This is a genomic window from Pseudomonas sp. PSB18 (genome assembly GCF_014596565.1).
In the GTDB taxonomy this organism is placed as follows: Bacteria; Pseudomonadota; Gammaproteobacteria; order Pseudomonadales; family Pseudomonadaceae; genus Aquipseudomonas.
The window spans coordinates 46,845-62,679 of sequence record NZ_NOIN01000003.1; the positions used below are offsets into that span (position 1 = coordinate 46,845).

The window sequence follows — 15,835 nt, forward strand, 5'->3', positions numbered from 1 at the left end:
TTATAACGGCCCGAGGACCAGGGTAATCACTGTCAGGACACAGACATACAGGGCGCAGTCGAACAAGGCTTCGTGCCAGATCCAACGCCCGGCCGGCACCAGGCTGAGCAACAGGCGCAGTGCACCGGTCACCAGCAAGGCCAGCACCACATAAATCAGGAACGGGCTGAGCAACACCCCGCCAATCGACCATTCACGCAAGCCCATGGCTGTGCTCCCGTCGTTCCGGTTCGTGCTGGCGGCACCAGGCGCGCCAACTGTTCTGCAATTGCACCACCGCGCCCTGCGCCAACTTCAACGCATCGCCGGGGGACTCTGTGGATAACACCTTCAGGAACTCGGCGCTGGCCGGGGCCAACGCATCGGCCTGCTCACCGGACGGGCCGCGTTCGAGCACCTGCTCCAGCGCTTCGAAATAGCGGCGTTGCGCCCGGCTGTCGGACACCTGGGCGACAGCTAGGCTCAGACGCAGGTGCAACAGCTCATCGCCGATATCCAGGCCGAGCAAGCCATCGTCCCAACGGCTGCGCGACGGGACCGGCAGTTCGGGGTAATGCCGCGCCAGTTGCAACAGCCGGTCGGCCATGCGTCCGCCGAACCAGCTCTCGGCGCCACTCAGGTTGCGCCGGGTCAAGCGCACCAAGTCATCCAGGGTCGCAGCCAGCAGGCGACGGCCGTGCCAGGCCGGATCGCGCAGAATCAGCAGATTGAACGCCAATACCGCCGCCCCCACACCGATCATCATCGCCTGAGCGCTATTGAAGAATGTCGCCACGTCGTACTTCATGGCGTTGAGCGGTGACACCAGCACCACAAAATGCAGACAGAACGACGTGGCCGTGGCAAAGATCGGCGGCTTAGCCATGCCCAGCGCGCCGAAGAACAGCGGCACGCCCATGGCCATGCAGAGCATGGCGAAGCTGCTCCACTGCGGCAGCAGGATCTCACCGACCACGAACGCCGTCGGCACGGCGAGGAGGATGCCTCGCAGGAAACTCAGGCCGATCTGCGCACCGTTTTCACGGCTGGCAAACAGGCTGCACACGACACACGTCAACACCAATGCGCCCCCGGCGGCGGGCCAGGCCGTTGCCAGCCAGAAGCAGGAAACCGCCAGAAAGGCCAAGGCGCTACGGGCACCGAATACCATGGCCAGGGACACGTCGCGATGGGGCGTCAAGGTGCGCGGCGGATCCGATGCCTCCCTGCCCTCCCGCACCGCCGTCAGCGCCGCGCAAGCGGCCAGCGCGGTGTCGAGCAACAAGGCGAAACGCGCCAGGCAGTAACTTTGCGCCGAGCTGATCAAAGGATCGTGAGAGGCGTCCAGTACCCGTGGTCGCAAGGCTTGCAGCGTTGCAGTGTCGGCATCGAGGGCTTGCTGAACCTCGTTCATCCAGGGTTGGAGGGCCTCGGCTTCTGCGGGTTCGAGTTGCTTCCATTGCCGGCGCACCGAACGGGCAATGCGCAGCAGCATCAGCAGTTTCTGGCTCAAGCCGCTGATGGCCCGGGCGCGCTGGCGACCCAGGCTACCCTCGAACCAGGCATGTTCGCGCTGGGCATCCACCGCGACGATCCGGCCAAGAATCTCCAGCAAGCCCTTGCGTGCCTGGGCGTCGCCGGCCAGGGTCGCGCGGGCCGCCTGCATGCCGCTCTGCCAGGCAGCATGGGCCTGGCCCGCCAACTGCCGCTCGACCCGCAACGGCCAGAGCAAGGCACTGGCGGCCGTTGCGCAGACAATGCCCAGGCTGATCTCGGTGCAGCGCGCCACCGCCTGATCGAACACCCCCAACGGGTGGGAAATGGCCGGCAAGGCGATGATCGCTACCGTGTACCCGGCCAACACGAACGAATAGGACCAGGCACTTCGCAGCAGCGTCGAACAGGCCGTGCACAGCCCCAGCCAGAAGGCCAGCGCCAACAGGAACAACCAGGGGGTCTGCGCGAACAACCCCATGAAGACCACCGACATGACGGTCCCCACCAGGGTACCGAGCAGCCGCGCCAACCCCTTTTGCACCACCATCCCCGACAGCGGCTGCGCCACGATGAACGCGGTCATCAATGCCCATGACGGCTGCTCCAACCCCCAGCGCAATGCCAGCCATAGCGCCAGACCACCACCGAGCACGGTCTTGATGGCGAACTGCACAGCGAGGCGGTCGGGGGCGAACAAGGCCTGGAAGGTAATGGGCACGCAGAAAACTCTTTCAGGAGGTTGCAGTAACGATAGTTGCAATGATGGGGAATGGGGCAGGCGCAATTATTAGCTAGCTACCTATTTGAGTCCAGAGCTGATTACCCGTGGATTCGACAAGACACTTTTTCCGAATCTGTGGTCGCACAAAAAAACGCCAGACAAGGCTGGCGTTTTTTCGATCAAGCGCGTGTATCAGCTGGCGCGTGCCTGGTTACGCAGCGCCTTGACCTGATCATGGTTGCGTTGCACGCCATGGTATTGGCGTTCAACCAGATCACGGATGCCGACCAGATTGTGCTTGGTGATCTTCTCCATGGCTTCCTTATAGGCCTTCAGCGCATGGTCTTCGCCACGCTCGGCTTCGTTGAGCACCGCTTCCTCGTCCTTGCCGGTGAACATGGACTTCACATCCACCCAACGGCGGTGCAGGTCACCAGAGACACTGGTGGAGGTTTCCGGATCGCCACCCATCGAGCGAACGGCGGCCTGCAGTTCGGATGCAGCGGTGGCACAATCAGCGGAACGTTGCACGAACAGGGCCTTGAGTTGCGGATGCTTGATGTCTTCGGCGCAGGTCTTGAAGCCTTCCTGACCATCCTTGCTGGTCTGGATCAGGTCGTTCAGGACGGCGATGGCTTCTTTGTTCATATCGGTCATTTTTCAATTCCTTTGCTGGTGAATAAAAAACCTGCAAGGAATATTGCATCGGCCATGCCAGCTCCGAAGTTAAAAAATAGACCTTTTAAATCAATAACTTAATGAAACTCGAGAAATCTGTATCCGCGTTATTTGCATGATCTGTCATTTGGCCTGCATGCAGAATGCCTGTATTTTCAAACCTGTTTGATCCAAGACATTTGCCATGAACCCCGAAACCCTCGAACTGCTGGTCACGCGCCAGATGCCCTTCGGTAAATACAAAGGCCGAATCCTGGCCGACCTGCCCGGCCAATACCTGAACTGGTTCGCCCGCGAAGGTTTTCCCCACGGAGAGTTGGGCGGTTTGCTGGCGTTGATGCAGGAGATCGACCACAACGGTCTGTCAGACCTGCTCGATCCATTGCGCGCCAAGCACGGCAAACCCAAGCCCCGCCCCTGATTGAGACCCCCATGCCCGAGAACACCCTGCGTGCCCACGATGAAGCTTTCTGGCAGACCTTTGTCGACCGCTACGACGTCGCCGCCGATGGACCGCTGAACCTGGAAAACGGTTACTTCGGGCGGATGTCGCGGACCGTGGTCGAGGAGTACCAGCGCAACATCGACTTCATCAACCGCAGCAACTCGGTGTACGTGCGCCAGCATTTCGACCGTGAACAGGGCGAGGCGATTCGCCGCCAGGTCGCGGAGTTGATCAAGGCGCCTGCGCAAACCGTGGCATTGACCCGCAGCGCCGTGGACTCCCTGCAATCGTTGATTCGCAACTACAACGGCCTGAAGCCTGGCGACCAGGTGCTGATCTGTGATCTGGAATATCAGTCGGTCAAGAACGCGATGCGTTGGCTGGCCCGCCAGCGTGGCGTGGAGCTGATCGAACTGGTCCACCAGCATCCGGCCAGTTTCGAGAGCCTGATGGGGACTTACCGGGAAGCGTTCATTCGCTACCCGCGCTTGAAACTGATGACGCTGACTTACGTCAACCACCTCACCGGGCTGGTGATGCCGGTACAGGCCATTGCCGAAGCGGCTCGGGAGTTCGACGTCGACATCATCCTCGACGGCGCCCACGCCCTGGGCCAGATCGATTTCGACCTGGCAAAAATGGGTATCCCGTTCGCCGGATTCAATCTGCAGAAATGGATCGGCGGGCCCCTGGCCCTGGGCTTCCTTTACATAGATCCGCAACGCCTGGCCGACATCGACCCGGACATGGACGACAGTCATTACCCGGCGAACGACGTCCGCTCACGCACGCCCCACAGCACGCCGAATATCCCGGCGCTGCTGACCCTGCCCCTGGTGCTCGAAGAACACCGCGCCCTGGGCGGCGCCCTGGCCAAAGGCGCGCGACTCTGCTACTTGCGCGACCTCTGGGTCAAGGCAGTGCGCGATCTGCCGGGCATCGAAGTCATGACCCCGGATGATCGGCGACTCTACTGCGGCATCACCTCGATGCGCTTTACCGCTCAGGCGGATCAGCAGGCGATGGCCGATCGATTGCTCAACGACTATGGGATCTTCACCGTGGTGCGCGACACCAGCGTGGGTCCCTGCATCCGCATCACGCCAGGGTTGATCACTCTGGCAAGTGATATCGAGCGGCTTACCCGGGCCTTGATCGAACTGAGCCGCACATAGCCTGTACAGCCCCCTCGCCACAGAATAGGTGCTCCCAACACCAATCAGTGTTCGGCCAAAAACCAGGCAAAAAAAAACGGCGCGCCGACCAAGCGCACCGTAAAGCCGTAGAACACCCAACGAAGTTCGGTAAAACAATCAGTCCAGCAGCGCCAGTGCCTCGGCGGTGCATTCCTGGATGCGGGCCCAGTCGCCGTTCTTGATCCACTCCGGATCGAGCATCCAGCTACCGCCCACGCACATCACGTTTTTCAACGCCATGTAGCTCTTGATGTTGGCCGGGCCGACGCCGCCGGTCGGGCAGAATTTCACTTCGCCGAACGGCCCGCCCAGGGCCTTGATGGCGGCGACACCGCCACTGACTTCAGCCGGGAACAACTTGAAGCGGCGATAGCCCAGGCTGTAGCCTTCCATGATGCCGGACGCGTTGCTGATACCCGGTAGCAACGGAATCGGGCTATCGACACTGGCTTCGAGCAGGTCACGGGTGATGCCCGGCGTCACGATGAATTGCGAACCGGCCGCCTCGGCAGCCGCCAGCATCTGGCGGTCGAGCACCGTGCCGGCACCGGTCACCAGTTCCGGACGCTGTTCGCGCAACACCTGGATGGCCTTGAGGCCGAACTGGGAACGCAAGGTCACTTCCAGCGCCGTCAGGCCACCGGCCGCCAGGGCATCAGCCAGCGGCAGGATGTCCTGTTCGCGGGCGATGGTGATGACCGGCAGGATCCGCGCCTTGGCGCACAGGTCATCGATCAGGGTAACTTTGTCCGCCATGGAAACGGTCGGGGGTAGGTTTGTCATAGCGGCTGATCCTTGGTTCATGGGCACCAGTAAATCTCTAACGTAGGTTGCAAAAACGCACGGATCGGCATTTCGGCGACGTTGTCACCGGCCACCGCAGCGTTCAGGGTGGTCAATTTCGATTGACCGGAAATCGACAGCACTTTGTGTTTCGCCGAGGCCAACAAGGCGCGGCTCATGGTCAGGCGCTGGTGCGGCACGGTTGGCGCCAGCATTGGCCAGCAACGACGAGTCCCCTGGGGGTCCAAGGCTGCGGCCAGGTTCGGGCTGTCGGGGAACAACGAGGCGGTGTGCCCGTCATCGCCCATGCCCAATACCAGCACATCGATGGGCGGCAGCTCGGCCAGCAGGCGATCCGCCTGCTCGGCGGCGGCCTCAAGATTGGCACTGGCGCTGTAGAGGCTCAGGAACTGGGCCTTGGCCGCCGCGCCTTGCAACAGGTAACGCTTGAGCAGACCGGCATTGCTGTCGGCATGTTCAACCGGTACCCAGCGCTCGTCCGCCAGGCTCACCACCACCTTCGACCAATCCAGCGCCTGCTTGGCCAGGCTCTGGAAAAATGCCACCGGACTGCGACCGCCGGACACCACCAGAACCGCCGTGCCACGCGCGCCGATCGCCTCGCGCAGTTGCTCGGCCACGTTCAATGCCAGGCCTTCAGCCAATAGCACCGGGCTCTTGAATGCCTGGGCACTGACGCCCTGGGGCAGTTTCACTTCAGATATCGCCATACCATGACCTCCCATCCCGCGTGATCAGTGCGATGGAGCTCATCGGCCCCCAGGACCCGGCCGCGTACGGCTTGGGCGCATCACCGGACTTTTTCCATCCGGCGATCAACTGGTCACACCACGTCCACGCGGCTTCGATTTCATCTTTACGGACAAACAGGTTCTGATTGCCGTTCATGACTTCCAGCAACAACCGCTCGTAGGCATCGGGAATCCGCGCGCTACGCCAGGTGTCGGAAAAGTTGAGTTGCAAAGGACCGCTGCGCAATTGCATGCCCTTGTCCAGGCCTTGCTCCTTGGTCATCACCCGCAGGGAAATCCCTTCGTCCGGTTGCAGGCGGATGATCAGTTTGTTGCTGATCTGCAAGCGCTGCTCGGGAGCGAAGATGTAGTGGGACGGTTCCTTGAAGTGAATGACGATCTGCGACAGCTTCTGCGGCATGCGTTTGCCGGTGCGCAGGTAGAACGGAACCCCGGCCCAACGCCAGTTGCGAATGTCGGCGCGCAGGGCGACGAAGGTTTCGGTGTCGCTCTGGGTATTGGAGTTGGGCTCTTCCAGGTAGCCCGGCACCGCCTTGCCCTCGCTGTGGCCGGCGATGTACTGGCCGCGCACCACTTGGGTAGTCAGGCCTTCGGGGCTGATCGGCGCCAATGCCTTGAGCACCTTGACCTTCTCGTCACGGATGCTGTCGGCGGACAGTTCGGCCGGCGGATCCATGGCGATCAGGCACAGCAGCTGCAACAGGTGGTTCTGGATCATGTCCCGCAGCTGTCCGGCCTTGTCGAAATAGCCCCAGCGGCCTTCGATGCCGACCTTCTCGGCCACGGTGATTTCCACGTGGGAAATGTAATGCTGGTTCCACTGGGTTTCGAACAGGCTGTTGGCGAACCGCAGCGCGATCAGGTTCTGGACCGTCTCTTTACCCAGGTAGTGGTCGATACGATAGGTGCGGTTCTCCGGGAAGAACTGCGCCACGGCGTCGTTGACCTTGCGCGAGGATTCCAGGTCCGAGCCAATGGGTTTCTCCAACACGACACGGGTGTTTTCGCTCAAGCCGACCTTCGCCAGGTTCTCGCAGATCGATCCGTACACCGCCGCTGGCGTAGCGAAATAGGCAATGACCTGCTGGGCCGCACCGACCTGTTCGGCCAGGGCGACATAATCGTCGGCCTTGAGGAAATCCACATGCAGGTAAGTCAGCCGCGCCATGAAGCGCTCGACCACGCTTTCGTTCAGGTCCTTGTCGCCCACATAGCGGCGCAGTTCAGTGGCGATGAACGCCAGGTGCTGCTGCTCGCTGCCGGGTTCACGGGCCAGCGCGATAATTCGCGTATCCTCGTGCAACAGGCCGGCGCCATCGAGTTGATACAGGGCAGGAAACAGCTTGCGCAGGGCCAGATCGCCCAGCGCGCCGAACAAGGCAAAGGTGCACGGTTCAACCGTTATCGAAGGCATGATGTTTGTTCTTTTATCAAGTTAAGCTACAAATACCTTTTTTCAAGGCATCACTCAAGGAAAAATGTAGTAATAACCACAACATTTTCCGAAAATACCGATTCCGAGTGGTGGTCCGTCGGAGCCATCAGTAGGATAGGCCACCGCAAAGGGTCGTATCAAAGACCCGTCTTTCTAGGAATCCTCTATGGACCGCGTGCGAAATTTACTGGAGCAGATCCAGAGTCGCCTTGAAGACCTGAACAAGGCAGAACGCAAGGTGGCCGAGGTGATCCTGCTCAACCCACAGCAGGCCACCCGTTTCAGCATCGCCGCCCTCGCCCAGGCCGCGTCGGTCAGCGAGCCCACGGTCAACCGCTTCTGCCGTTCGTTCGGCGTCAGCGGCTACCCGGAACTCAAGCTGCAACTGGCTCAGAGTCTGGCCAGCGGCGCCGCTTACGTCAGCCGAGCAGTAGAGGCCGACGACAACCCGGAAGCCTACACCCAGAAAATCTTTGGCAGCGCCATTGCTTCGTTGGACAGTGCCTGCCAGGCACTTGATCCAAATTTGATCAGCCGTGCCGTGGACCTGCTGATCCAGGCCCGCCAGATCCACTTCTTCGGCCTCGGCGCCTCGGCCCCGGTGGCGCTGGACGCCCAACACAAGTTTTTCCGCTTCAATCTGGCAGTGACCGCCCATGCCGACGTTCTGATGCAGCGCATGATCGCGTCGGTGGCCCATACCGGTGAGCTGTTCGTGATCATTTCCTACACCGGCCGCACCCGCGAACTGGTGGAAGTGGCCCGCATCGCCCGGGAAAACGGCGCCTCGGTACTGGGCCTCACCGCTGAAAACTCCCCCCTGGCCAAGGCCAGTACCCTGAGCCTGAATATTCCGCTCCCCGAAGACACCGACATCTACATGCCGATGACCTCGCGGATCATCCAGCTCACGGTGCTGGATGTGCTCGCCACCGGCATGACCCTGCGCCGGGGCGTGGACTTCCAGCCGCACCTGCGCAAGATCAAGGAAAGCCTGAATGCCAGCCGGTATCCGGTGGGGGATGAGTTCAATTGATCGAGCTCAAGGGCTTCGTTGCCTGACAGGCCGTCATCGCGAGCGGGCTCGCTCCCACAATGGACCGCGCAACACAAACCCACTGTGGGAGCGAGCCTGCTCGCGATGACGGCGATCCGACGATAGGGCCAGTCGCCGCACCCTGTATCCAGAACTATGCCCCCACCCGCGCCTGCAGACTCAGGTGCGCCCGCTCCCCCGGTGCCAGGCACAGGCTGTCGGTGCCGCCGCTGGCCGCTTCGACGCAGACGAACTCGCTGACTTCATCCCAGCTCACTCCCAGCAACGGCCGGGTACCGGGATGCCATACCACCGTGTCGGCGCTGTTGCCGGTATCGATGCACAACGCTCGCTGCCAGGCATGGTCCTTGAGCTGCAACTCCCCTTCGTGCTGGAACACCCGCTGACAGCCGCCTTCGACCCGCAACTCGCCTTCCTGCTGGCAAACCGCACGGTTCAGATGGTCGTAACCCTGTGCGCCTTCCAGCCCAGACAGCGCTACCTCACCGACGTCACCAATACGCCAATAGGCATGCAAAGCCTGGCTCAACTGGCACGGCAGGCTGTCTTGGTGCTCGGTGCTCAAGCGCAGTTCCATGCGCTCGCCAAGATCCGCATGCAGGTCCACCTGCCAATCGCACAGTTGCAATTGCCAGTGCAGATGCACACCGTCCTCATCGCTGCGGCTATCCAGCAGTTTCCAGTCGATCAGCCGCGCCCAGCCATGGGACGGCCAGGCGTTTTCGCTTGGATGGCGGCCATACCATGGCCAGCACACCGGCACCCCACCCCGTATCGCCCCGACCTGGGGCCATTTCGCCGCGCACCACAACCAGGGTTTCTGCCCACGGGGCTGGAAGTGCAACAACTGCGCGCCCTGGCGACTGAACACCGCTTGGCACAGTGGATGATCGATCACCAGCACATCGCGCTGCCGATAGCGCTCCCACGCAAACACCGGGCGCTCGCGCAAGGATCTGAAAAAGCGTTGCAGTGGATGCTCATGCATGGGCCGCGGTCCTGGAAATCATTGAACTCTCAACGGGTACAGCGCGTTTTTTATGGCGAGGGAGCATGCGGTGGGAGCAAAGCTTGCTCGCGACACAGGCGCCTCGGCTCTCGGGCAAACCGCATTCAGCTTCATCGCGGGCAAGCCTTGCTCCCACAGATGACCTCTCGGCGCGGGAACACCCCAAAAAAAAGCGGACAGCCTTGGCTGTCCGCAAATATGCGCACATAGAGAGGAGCTTATCGCAACAACGTTAGAACACCGACTGAATTTTCAGGCCGGCCACCAGCGCGTTGTCCACTTCATCCACGCCACCTGGGTGGGTGATGTATTGCAGGTTGGGACGTACGGTCAGCCAGTTGGTCACGTGGACACCGTAGTTGAGCTCGTAGTTGTACTCAGTTTCACGCAACGGCGCGAACAGCGGGTCGTTGTAATCGGTCACACCGTTGGCAGCGTTGGTCAGTTCGGCGTTTTTCTTCACGTCATCGTTGACATGGATACGGGAGAAGCCGATGCCGATGTCATCTTTAGGACGCGCATCGAACGGCCCCTTGTACACGAACATCAACGACTGGTAGTTGTCGACGACGTTGGTGTCCTTGTCGTGGAAGGTCGCGTTGGCTGCGATGTTCAGGCCGCGGGACGCATCACCGTTGTGGGTGGTGAGTTGTTGCTGCGCCACGAACCAGTAGCCGTGCTTGCTGTTGTGACTGCGGTAGGCATTGCGGGTGGTTGCGGCGTCATCGCCATTGTCGTCTTCACGGACGTCATTGGCATCGGCCGTGCTCTTGTAGTAACCGACACGGTATTCACCCGGCAGGCTGTTGACCTTCGGCGACCAGACCAGCTCGACCGGGATCACGGTGCCCTTGGTACCACTGCCGCTGAGCTTGAAGCCGTTGCCATGTTCCAGTTGCGAAGGGTTCTGGTTGTAGGCACCGATCTGCGCATAGAACTCAGGCGTGATGTTGTACTTCACGCGCAGCGCAGCCTGCATGACTGGCCAGTTGTACCAGATACCGGTAGCCCAGTTACCCACTTGGGAGCCGCAGAATGCCAGGTTCTGGAATTCGCAAGGGAAGGTGTTGAAGTCTTCGCCTTCGCCGAAATAACCGGCCTTGACGTCCAGCTTGCCGTCGAGGAACTGGTGCTTGATCCACAGTTGGGTCAGACGGACCATGTGGCCACGGCCGTAGACTTCCTGGGAGGAACTCAAGGTGCCGGCACGCGGGTCGCCGACGCGGTCGTTGGAAATGTTTTCGCCGTTACGGTTGGTCAGTTGGATCTTGGCCTGGGTGTTATCCCAGCCCCACAGTTTCTGCAGGTCCAGTGCCACGCCCAGACCGAACTGGTCGGCGTAACGCGCAGTCTTGTCGTTGTTGTAGCCACCGTGCAGGTTGCCACCCACTTCACCGACATAGTCAGCCTTGATGTCGATACCCTGCTCGATCAGCTTGGTCCGCTCACCACCCCAGTCACCCGTCATCCACTGCGAGTCGGCGCTGAACGCGTCGGCAGCATGTGCGCTACCGGCCAGCATCATCGCCGCAACGGCTGATAACTGGCAGATAAGCTGGGCATTGTTTTTCTTCTTCATCCCTACATTCCTCGTCTTTATTGTTATTTACTGTTTTTATTTTTTCTAACGCGGTTTACAACGATTGCGCTGGACGGTCCCCCACCCACCGCATACTTCTTTTTGTGGGAGCGAGCCTGGGTGGGAGCTAAGCTTGCTCGCGATGAAGACGCCTCGGTCTCTGGATGACCGCGTTATCGTTCTTCGCGAGCAAGCTTTGCTCCCACAGGCTCGCTCCCACATTTGCTCTTTACCGGCCTTTGAACTGCGCCACGTTCGGCGCCCGCCCCTCGGCTTGCGTCTGACCAGCCATACCCAGGCGCTCTCCGGTCTGGGCATCAAATAGTAATACTTTTTGCGGGTCAAACTGAAGCGTCATTGTTTCACCGGCCTGTGGCGCCACGTCCGGAGCCAGGCGGCAGCAAACCTTGGTGTCATTTAGACTGACAAATACCAGGGTGTCCGGGCCGGTGGGCTCGGTGACCTGGACTTCGGCACGAATGGTTGGCAAACCGTTCGGCTCGCTGCCGGCCAGTACAATCTGTTCCGGACGCATGCCAAGAATCACTTCACGATCTTCCAGACCGGCGTCCTGCATGCCCAACGGCAACTCGCAACGGGCCTGGCCGCTGTCGAGCAGCGCCACCAGGCGACCGTCCTTGCGTTGCAGGCGCAGGGGAATGAAGTTCATCGGCGGCGAACCGATGAAGCTCGCCACGAACAGGTTGGCCGGGTTGGTGTAGATTTCTTTCGGGGTGCCGAACTGCTGGATGATCCCGTCCTTCATCACCGCCACTTTGTCGCCCAGGGTCATGGCCTCGATCTGGTCGTGGGTTACATAGACCGTGGTGGTCTTCAGGCGCTGGTGCATCAGTTTCATTTCGGTGCGCATCTCGACCCGCAGCTTGGCGTCGAGGTTGGACAGCGGTTCGTCGAACAGGTAGATCTTCGGCCGCCGCGCCAGGGCACGGCCCATGGCCACGCGCTGCTGCTGGCCACCGGAGAGCTGGCCGGGCTTGCGATTGAGCAGGTGTTCGATCTGCAACAGCTTGGCAACCCGGGCCACTTCCTCGTCGATGGCCGATTGCGGCATCTTGCGGATCTTCAGGCCGAATTCGATGTTCTCGCGCACGCTCATGGTCGGGTACAGCGCATAGGACTGGAACACCATGGCAATGTCGCGATCCTTGGGGCTCATGCCGCTGACGTCCTGGTCGCCGATCATGATCGCGCCGCCAGTGATGGTTTCCAGGCCAGCGATGCAGTTCATGAGGGTCGACTTGCCGCAGCCCGAAGGCCCGACCAGGATCAGGAACTCACCGTCCTTGATCGACAGTTCGATGTTCTTCAGGGTGTCGGGCAGGCCGACGCCGTACGTCTTGTTTACATTGCGAAGTTCGAGCGTTGCCATGATTACCCCTTGACCGCGCCGGCCGTCAGCCCGCGCACGAAATACTTGCCTGCGACCACATAGACCAGCAGGGTCGGCAGCCCGGCGATCATCGCCGCCGCCATATCAACGTTATATTCCTTGGCCCCGGTGCTGGTGTTGACCAGGTTGTTCAGCGCCACCGTGATGGGTTGCGAATCGCCGCTGGAGAACACCACGCCGAACAGGAAGTCGTTCCAGATCTGCGTGAACTGCCAGATGAGGCAGACCATGATGATCGGCGTCGACATCGGCAGGATGATCATGCGGAAGATGGTGAAGAAACCCGCACCGTCCAGGCGCGCCGCCTTCACCAACGCGTCAGGAATGCTGACGTAGTAGTTGCGGAAGAACAGCGTGGTAAACGCCAGGCCATACACCACGTGCACGAACACCAGGCCGGTGGTGGTGCTGGCCAGGCCCATCTTGCCGAGGGTGAACGAAGCCGGCAGCAGTACGGTCTGGAACGGCAGGAAGCAACCGAACAGCAGCAGCCCGAAGAACAACTGCGAACCGCGAAAGCGCCACATCGACAGGACGTAGCCGTTCAGTGCACCGATGGCGGTGGAAATCAGCACCGCCGGCACGGTGATCTTGATCGAGTTCCAGAAGTAACCGTTGACCGTCGCCCAGGCCTTGACCCAACCGATGCCGCTGACCACAGTCGGCCAGCTCAACAGGTTACCGGTGCTGATGTCTTCCGGGGTCTTGAAGCTGGTCAACAGCATGACCACCAGCGGAACCAGGTAAAGCAGTACGGCGAGGATCAGTACCGTGTAGATCGCGATGCGACTCAGGCTGATGCCAGGTTTGGTGGCGAGACTAGTCATGACGCTTGGTCCTCAGCTCGGAATACAGGTAAGGCACAATGATCGCGAGGATCGCACCGAGCATCAGGATCGCACTGGCCGAGCCCATGCCCATCTGGCCGCGGCTGAAGGTGAAGGAATACATGAACATGGCGGGCAGGTCGGACGAATAGCCCGGGCCACCGGCCGTCATGGCCGCCACCAGGTCGAAACTCTTGATCGCGATGTGCGCCAGGATCATCACGGCGCTGAAGAACACCGGACGCAGGCTCGGCAGGACCACTTTCCAGTAGATTCTGGGCATGCTCGCGCCATCGATCTGCGCGGCGCGGATGATCGATTGATCGACACCCCGCAGGCCGGCCAGGAACATCGCCATGATGAAGCCCGAGGCTTGCCACACGGCGGCGATCACCAGGCAATACACCACGCGATCCGGGTCGATCAGCCAGTCCAGGCGAAAGCCTTCCCAGCCCCAGTCACGCAGCAGCTTGTCCAGGCCCATGCCTGGGTTGAGCAGCCACTTCCAGGCGGTACCGGTCACGATCATGGAGAGCGCCATCGGGTACAGGTAGATGGTGCGGATGAAACCTTCGCGACGGATACGCTGGTCGAGGAAGACGGCCAGCAGCACGCCGATCACCAGGGTGATGCCAATGAACATGCCACCGAACACCGCGAGGTTCTTGCTCGCGACCCACCAGCGGTCGTTATCGAACAGCCGGGCGTATTGCGCCAGGCCGACCCATTTGTAGGTGGGGAGGAAAGTCGAGTTGGTGAACGAGAGAAGAAACGTCCACAGGATGTAGCCATAAAAGCCTACCAGGACGATGAACATGCTGGGCGCCAGCACCAGTTTTGGAAGCCAGCGCTGCAGTGCATCGAACGGCGAGGCTTTGCTGAACACAGCAACAGAGCTCATGGGGAAATCCAATACGTGAAAACTACAGTGACATCCCTTGTGGGAGCCGCTTGCGTGGGAGCCGAGCTTGCTCGCGATGAAAGCGCCTCGGTCTTTCGACAGACCGCGTTATCGTCATCGCGAGCAAGCTTGGCTCCCACAGGCCCGCTCCCACAGGGACAGCGTTGCTGCCCGATTACTTGGCGGACTTGACCGCCGCGCCGAGCTTCTTGGCCGTGTCGGCCGGGTTGGCACTCGGGTCGTTGATGTAGTTGGTCACTACGTCAAAGAACGCGCCTTGTACTGCCAGCGTGGTCGCCATGTTGTGCGCCATGCTTGGCTGCAAGCCGCCAGTCGTGGCGTCGGCCAGGAAGTCCTTGGCAGCGGTCTGGGCACAGGAGTCGAAACCGTACTTGCCCATGTCTTTCAACATGTCATTACGAACCGGGATCGAACCTTTGTTGATGCTGAAGACCTTCTGGAAGTTCTCACCCAGCACGACCTTGGCAATGTCCTGCTGACCGGCAGAAGTGCCCTTGTCTTTCTGCTTGAACACCGCCAGGGAGTCGATGTTGTAGGTGAAGGCCTTGTCGGTACCCGGGAAGGCTACGCATTCGTAATCCTTGCCGGCGACTTTCTTGGCCGCGGTCCACTCGCTCTTGGCCCAGTCACCCATGATCTGCATGCCGGCCTTGCCGTTGATGACCTTGGCCGCCTCGAGGTTCCAGTCCTGGCCCTTGCCGTCCGCATCCATATAGGTCGCGACTTTCTTCAGCTCGGTCAGCGCCTTGACCATCTCGGGTCCGGTCAGCGCAGCGTTGTCCAGGTCGACCAGGGCTTTCTTGTAACCATCGGCCCCCATGACCGACAGCACCACGGCTTCGAACACGGTGCTGTCCTGCCAAGGCTGGCCACCGTGGGCGAGCGGAATGAAGCCTGCCGCTTTCAGTTTGTCACCAGCGGCATAGAATTCTTCGAGGGTGGTCGGGTTTTTCGTGATACCGGCTTTCTTGAAGACTTCCGGGTTGATCCACAGCCAGTTGACGCGGTGGATGTTCACCGGCACGGCCACGTAATCGCCCTCGTACTTCACGGTATCGGAGACTTTCTTGTCGAGAAGGGAGTCCCACTTCTCGTCTTTGGCAACGTCCTTGAGGACGTCGCTGTCGAGCAGTCCGGTGGACGCCCACTCCTGGATGTCCGGGCCCTTGATCTGGGCAACGCCTGGCGGGTTGCCGGCGACTGCGCGGCTTTTCAGCACGGTCATGGCCGTGGCACCACCACCGCCTGCGACGGCGCCGTCTTTCCAGGTGAAACCGTCCTTCTCGACTTGGGCCTTCAGGACATCAACAGCTGCCTTCTCACCGCCCGAGGTCCACCAATGCACCACTTCGACCGTCCCTTTCGAGTCGGCGGCAAAAGCACTGAGGGGAAACAACGAGGCAATGGAAACAGCAACTGCGAGGCGATTAATCGCGTTCATCTGAGTACCTTTTTTTGTTGTTATGCATGCAAGTCTGTGGCTTGCGCTGCATGGATTCTAAACAGGGGGATTCCCTTCACAG

Annotated in this window: 15 protein-coding genes; 3 read left to right on the plus strand and 12 right to left on the minus strand. The window is 60.7% G+C overall.

Features of this window, described 5'->3' with window-relative positions; genetic code table 11:
• From CGA22_RS07890 to CGA22_RS07900, 3 genes are all read right to left on the minus strand, one after another.
• Nucleotides 1-207: a DUF1656 domain-containing protein gene (locus CGA22_RS07890; RefSeq protein ID WP_024781186.1), complete on the minus strand. Its 207-nt coding sequence runs from the start codon at nucleotides 205-207 to the stop codon at nucleotides 1-3.
• Nucleotides 194-2,194 carry an FUSC family protein gene (locus CGA22_RS07895; RefSeq protein ID WP_041023862.1) on the minus strand — a complete coding sequence of 667 codons (2,001 nt, stop codon included), beginning with the start codon at nucleotides 2,192-2,194 and terminating at the stop codon, nucleotides 194-196. Before CGA22_RS07895 ends, CGA22_RS07890 begins: the two co-directional genes overlap by 14 nt.
• A 195-nt stretch (nucleotides 2,195-2,389) precedes the next feature.
• Nucleotides 2,390-2,854, minus strand: coding sequence for a ferritin-like domain-containing protein (locus CGA22_RS07900; RefSeq protein WP_041023863.1), 465 nt, complete (start codon nucleotides 2,852-2,854; stop codon nucleotides 2,390-2,392).
• A gap of 205 nt (nucleotides 2,855-3,059) precedes the next feature.
• Between CGA22_RS07900 and CGA22_RS07905 the strand changes: the two genes are divergently transcribed.
• Nucleotides 3,060-3,296, plus strand: a complete 237-nt coding sequence (locus CGA22_RS07905) for a DUF3820 family protein (protein ID WP_041023864.1) — start codon at nucleotides 3,060-3,062, stop codon at nucleotides 3,294-3,296.
• A gap of 11 nt (nucleotides 3,297-3,307) precedes the next feature.
• A complete protein-coding gene (locus CGA22_RS07910) occupies nucleotides 3,308-4,495 on the plus strand; it encodes an aminotransferase class V-fold PLP-dependent enzyme (RefSeq protein ID WP_041023865.1) in 1,188 nt (395 codons plus the stop codon).
• Nucleotides 4,496-4,633: 138 nt separating this feature from the next.
• Here the strand turns inward: CGA22_RS07910 and CGA22_RS07915 are convergent, their stop codons facing one another.
• The 3 genes from CGA22_RS07915 to zwf are packed head-to-tail and all read right to left on the minus strand — an operon-like array spanning nucleotide 4,634 to nucleotide 7,486.
• Nucleotides 4,634-5,299 carry a bifunctional 4-hydroxy-2-oxoglutarate aldolase/2-dehydro-3-deoxy-phosphogluconate aldolase gene (locus CGA22_RS07915; protein WP_041023866.1) on the minus strand — a complete coding sequence of 222 codons (666 nt, stop codon included), beginning with the start codon at nucleotides 5,297-5,299 and terminating at the stop codon, nucleotides 4,634-4,636.
• A gap of 17 nt (nucleotides 5,300-5,316) precedes the next feature.
• Nucleotides 5,317-6,030 (minus strand): 6-phosphogluconolactonase, encoded by a 714-nt coding sequence (gene pgl, locus CGA22_RS07920; protein ID WP_041023867.1) that lies wholly within the window; start codon nucleotides 6,028-6,030, stop codon nucleotides 5,317-5,319.
• On the minus strand, nucleotides 6,017-7,486 hold the full coding sequence (gene zwf, locus CGA22_RS07925) for a glucose-6-phosphate dehydrogenase (RefSeq protein ID WP_041023868.1): 1,470 nt from the start codon (nucleotides 7,484-7,486) through the stop codon (nucleotides 6,017-6,019). The genes pgl and zwf overlap by 14 nt, the downstream gene beginning before the upstream one ends.
• A 196-nt stretch (nucleotides 7,487-7,682) precedes the next feature.
• On the opposite strand from zwf, the gene CGA22_RS07930 reads away from it, so the two are divergent.
• Entirely contained in the window at nucleotides 7,683-8,543 is an 861-nt protein-coding gene (locus CGA22_RS07930; RefSeq protein WP_171057240.1) for a MurR/RpiR family transcriptional regulator, read from the plus strand.
• A 154-nt stretch (nucleotides 8,544-8,697) separates the two neighbouring features.
• Here CGA22_RS07930 and CGA22_RS07935 read toward each other — a convergent pair whose 3' ends face one another.
• From CGA22_RS07935 to CGA22_RS07960, 6 genes are all read right to left on the minus strand, one after another.
• Complete coding sequence (locus CGA22_RS07935) at nucleotides 8,698-9,552, minus strand: D-hexose-6-phosphate mutarotase (RefSeq protein WP_041023869.1); 855 nt, start codon at nucleotides 9,550-9,552, stop codon at nucleotides 8,698-8,700.
• A 253-nt stretch (nucleotides 9,553-9,805) separates the two neighbouring features.
• Nucleotides 9,806-11,152 carry a carbohydrate porin gene (locus tag CGA22_RS07940; RefSeq protein WP_041023870.1) on the minus strand — a complete coding sequence of 449 codons (1,347 nt, stop codon included), beginning with the start codon at nucleotides 11,150-11,152 and terminating at the stop codon, nucleotides 9,806-9,808.
• 229 nt (nucleotides 11,153-11,381) lie between these two features.
• On the minus strand, nucleotides 11,382-12,542 hold the full coding sequence (locus tag CGA22_RS07945; RefSeq protein WP_041023871.1) for an ABC transporter ATP-binding protein: 1,161 nt from the start codon (nucleotides 12,540-12,542) through the stop codon (nucleotides 11,382-11,384).
• A 2-nt stretch (nucleotides 12,543-12,544) separates the two neighbouring features.
• Entirely contained in the window at nucleotides 12,545-13,390 is an 846-nt protein-coding gene (locus CGA22_RS07950) for a carbohydrate ABC transporter permease (protein ID WP_041023872.1), read from the minus strand.
• A complete protein-coding gene (locus CGA22_RS07955; protein WP_041023873.1) occupies nucleotides 13,383-14,291 on the minus strand; it encodes a carbohydrate ABC transporter permease in 909 nt (302 codons plus the stop codon). Before CGA22_RS07955 ends, CGA22_RS07950 begins: the two co-directional genes overlap by 8 nt.
• A 175-nt stretch (nucleotides 14,292-14,466) precedes the next feature.
• Nucleotides 14,467-15,753 carry an ABC transporter substrate-binding protein gene (locus tag CGA22_RS07960; RefSeq protein ID WP_041023874.1) on the minus strand — a complete coding sequence of 429 codons (1,287 nt, stop codon included), beginning with the start codon at nucleotides 15,751-15,753 and terminating at the stop codon, nucleotides 14,467-14,469.
• Between the last annotated feature and the right edge of the window lie 82 nt (nucleotides 15,754-15,835).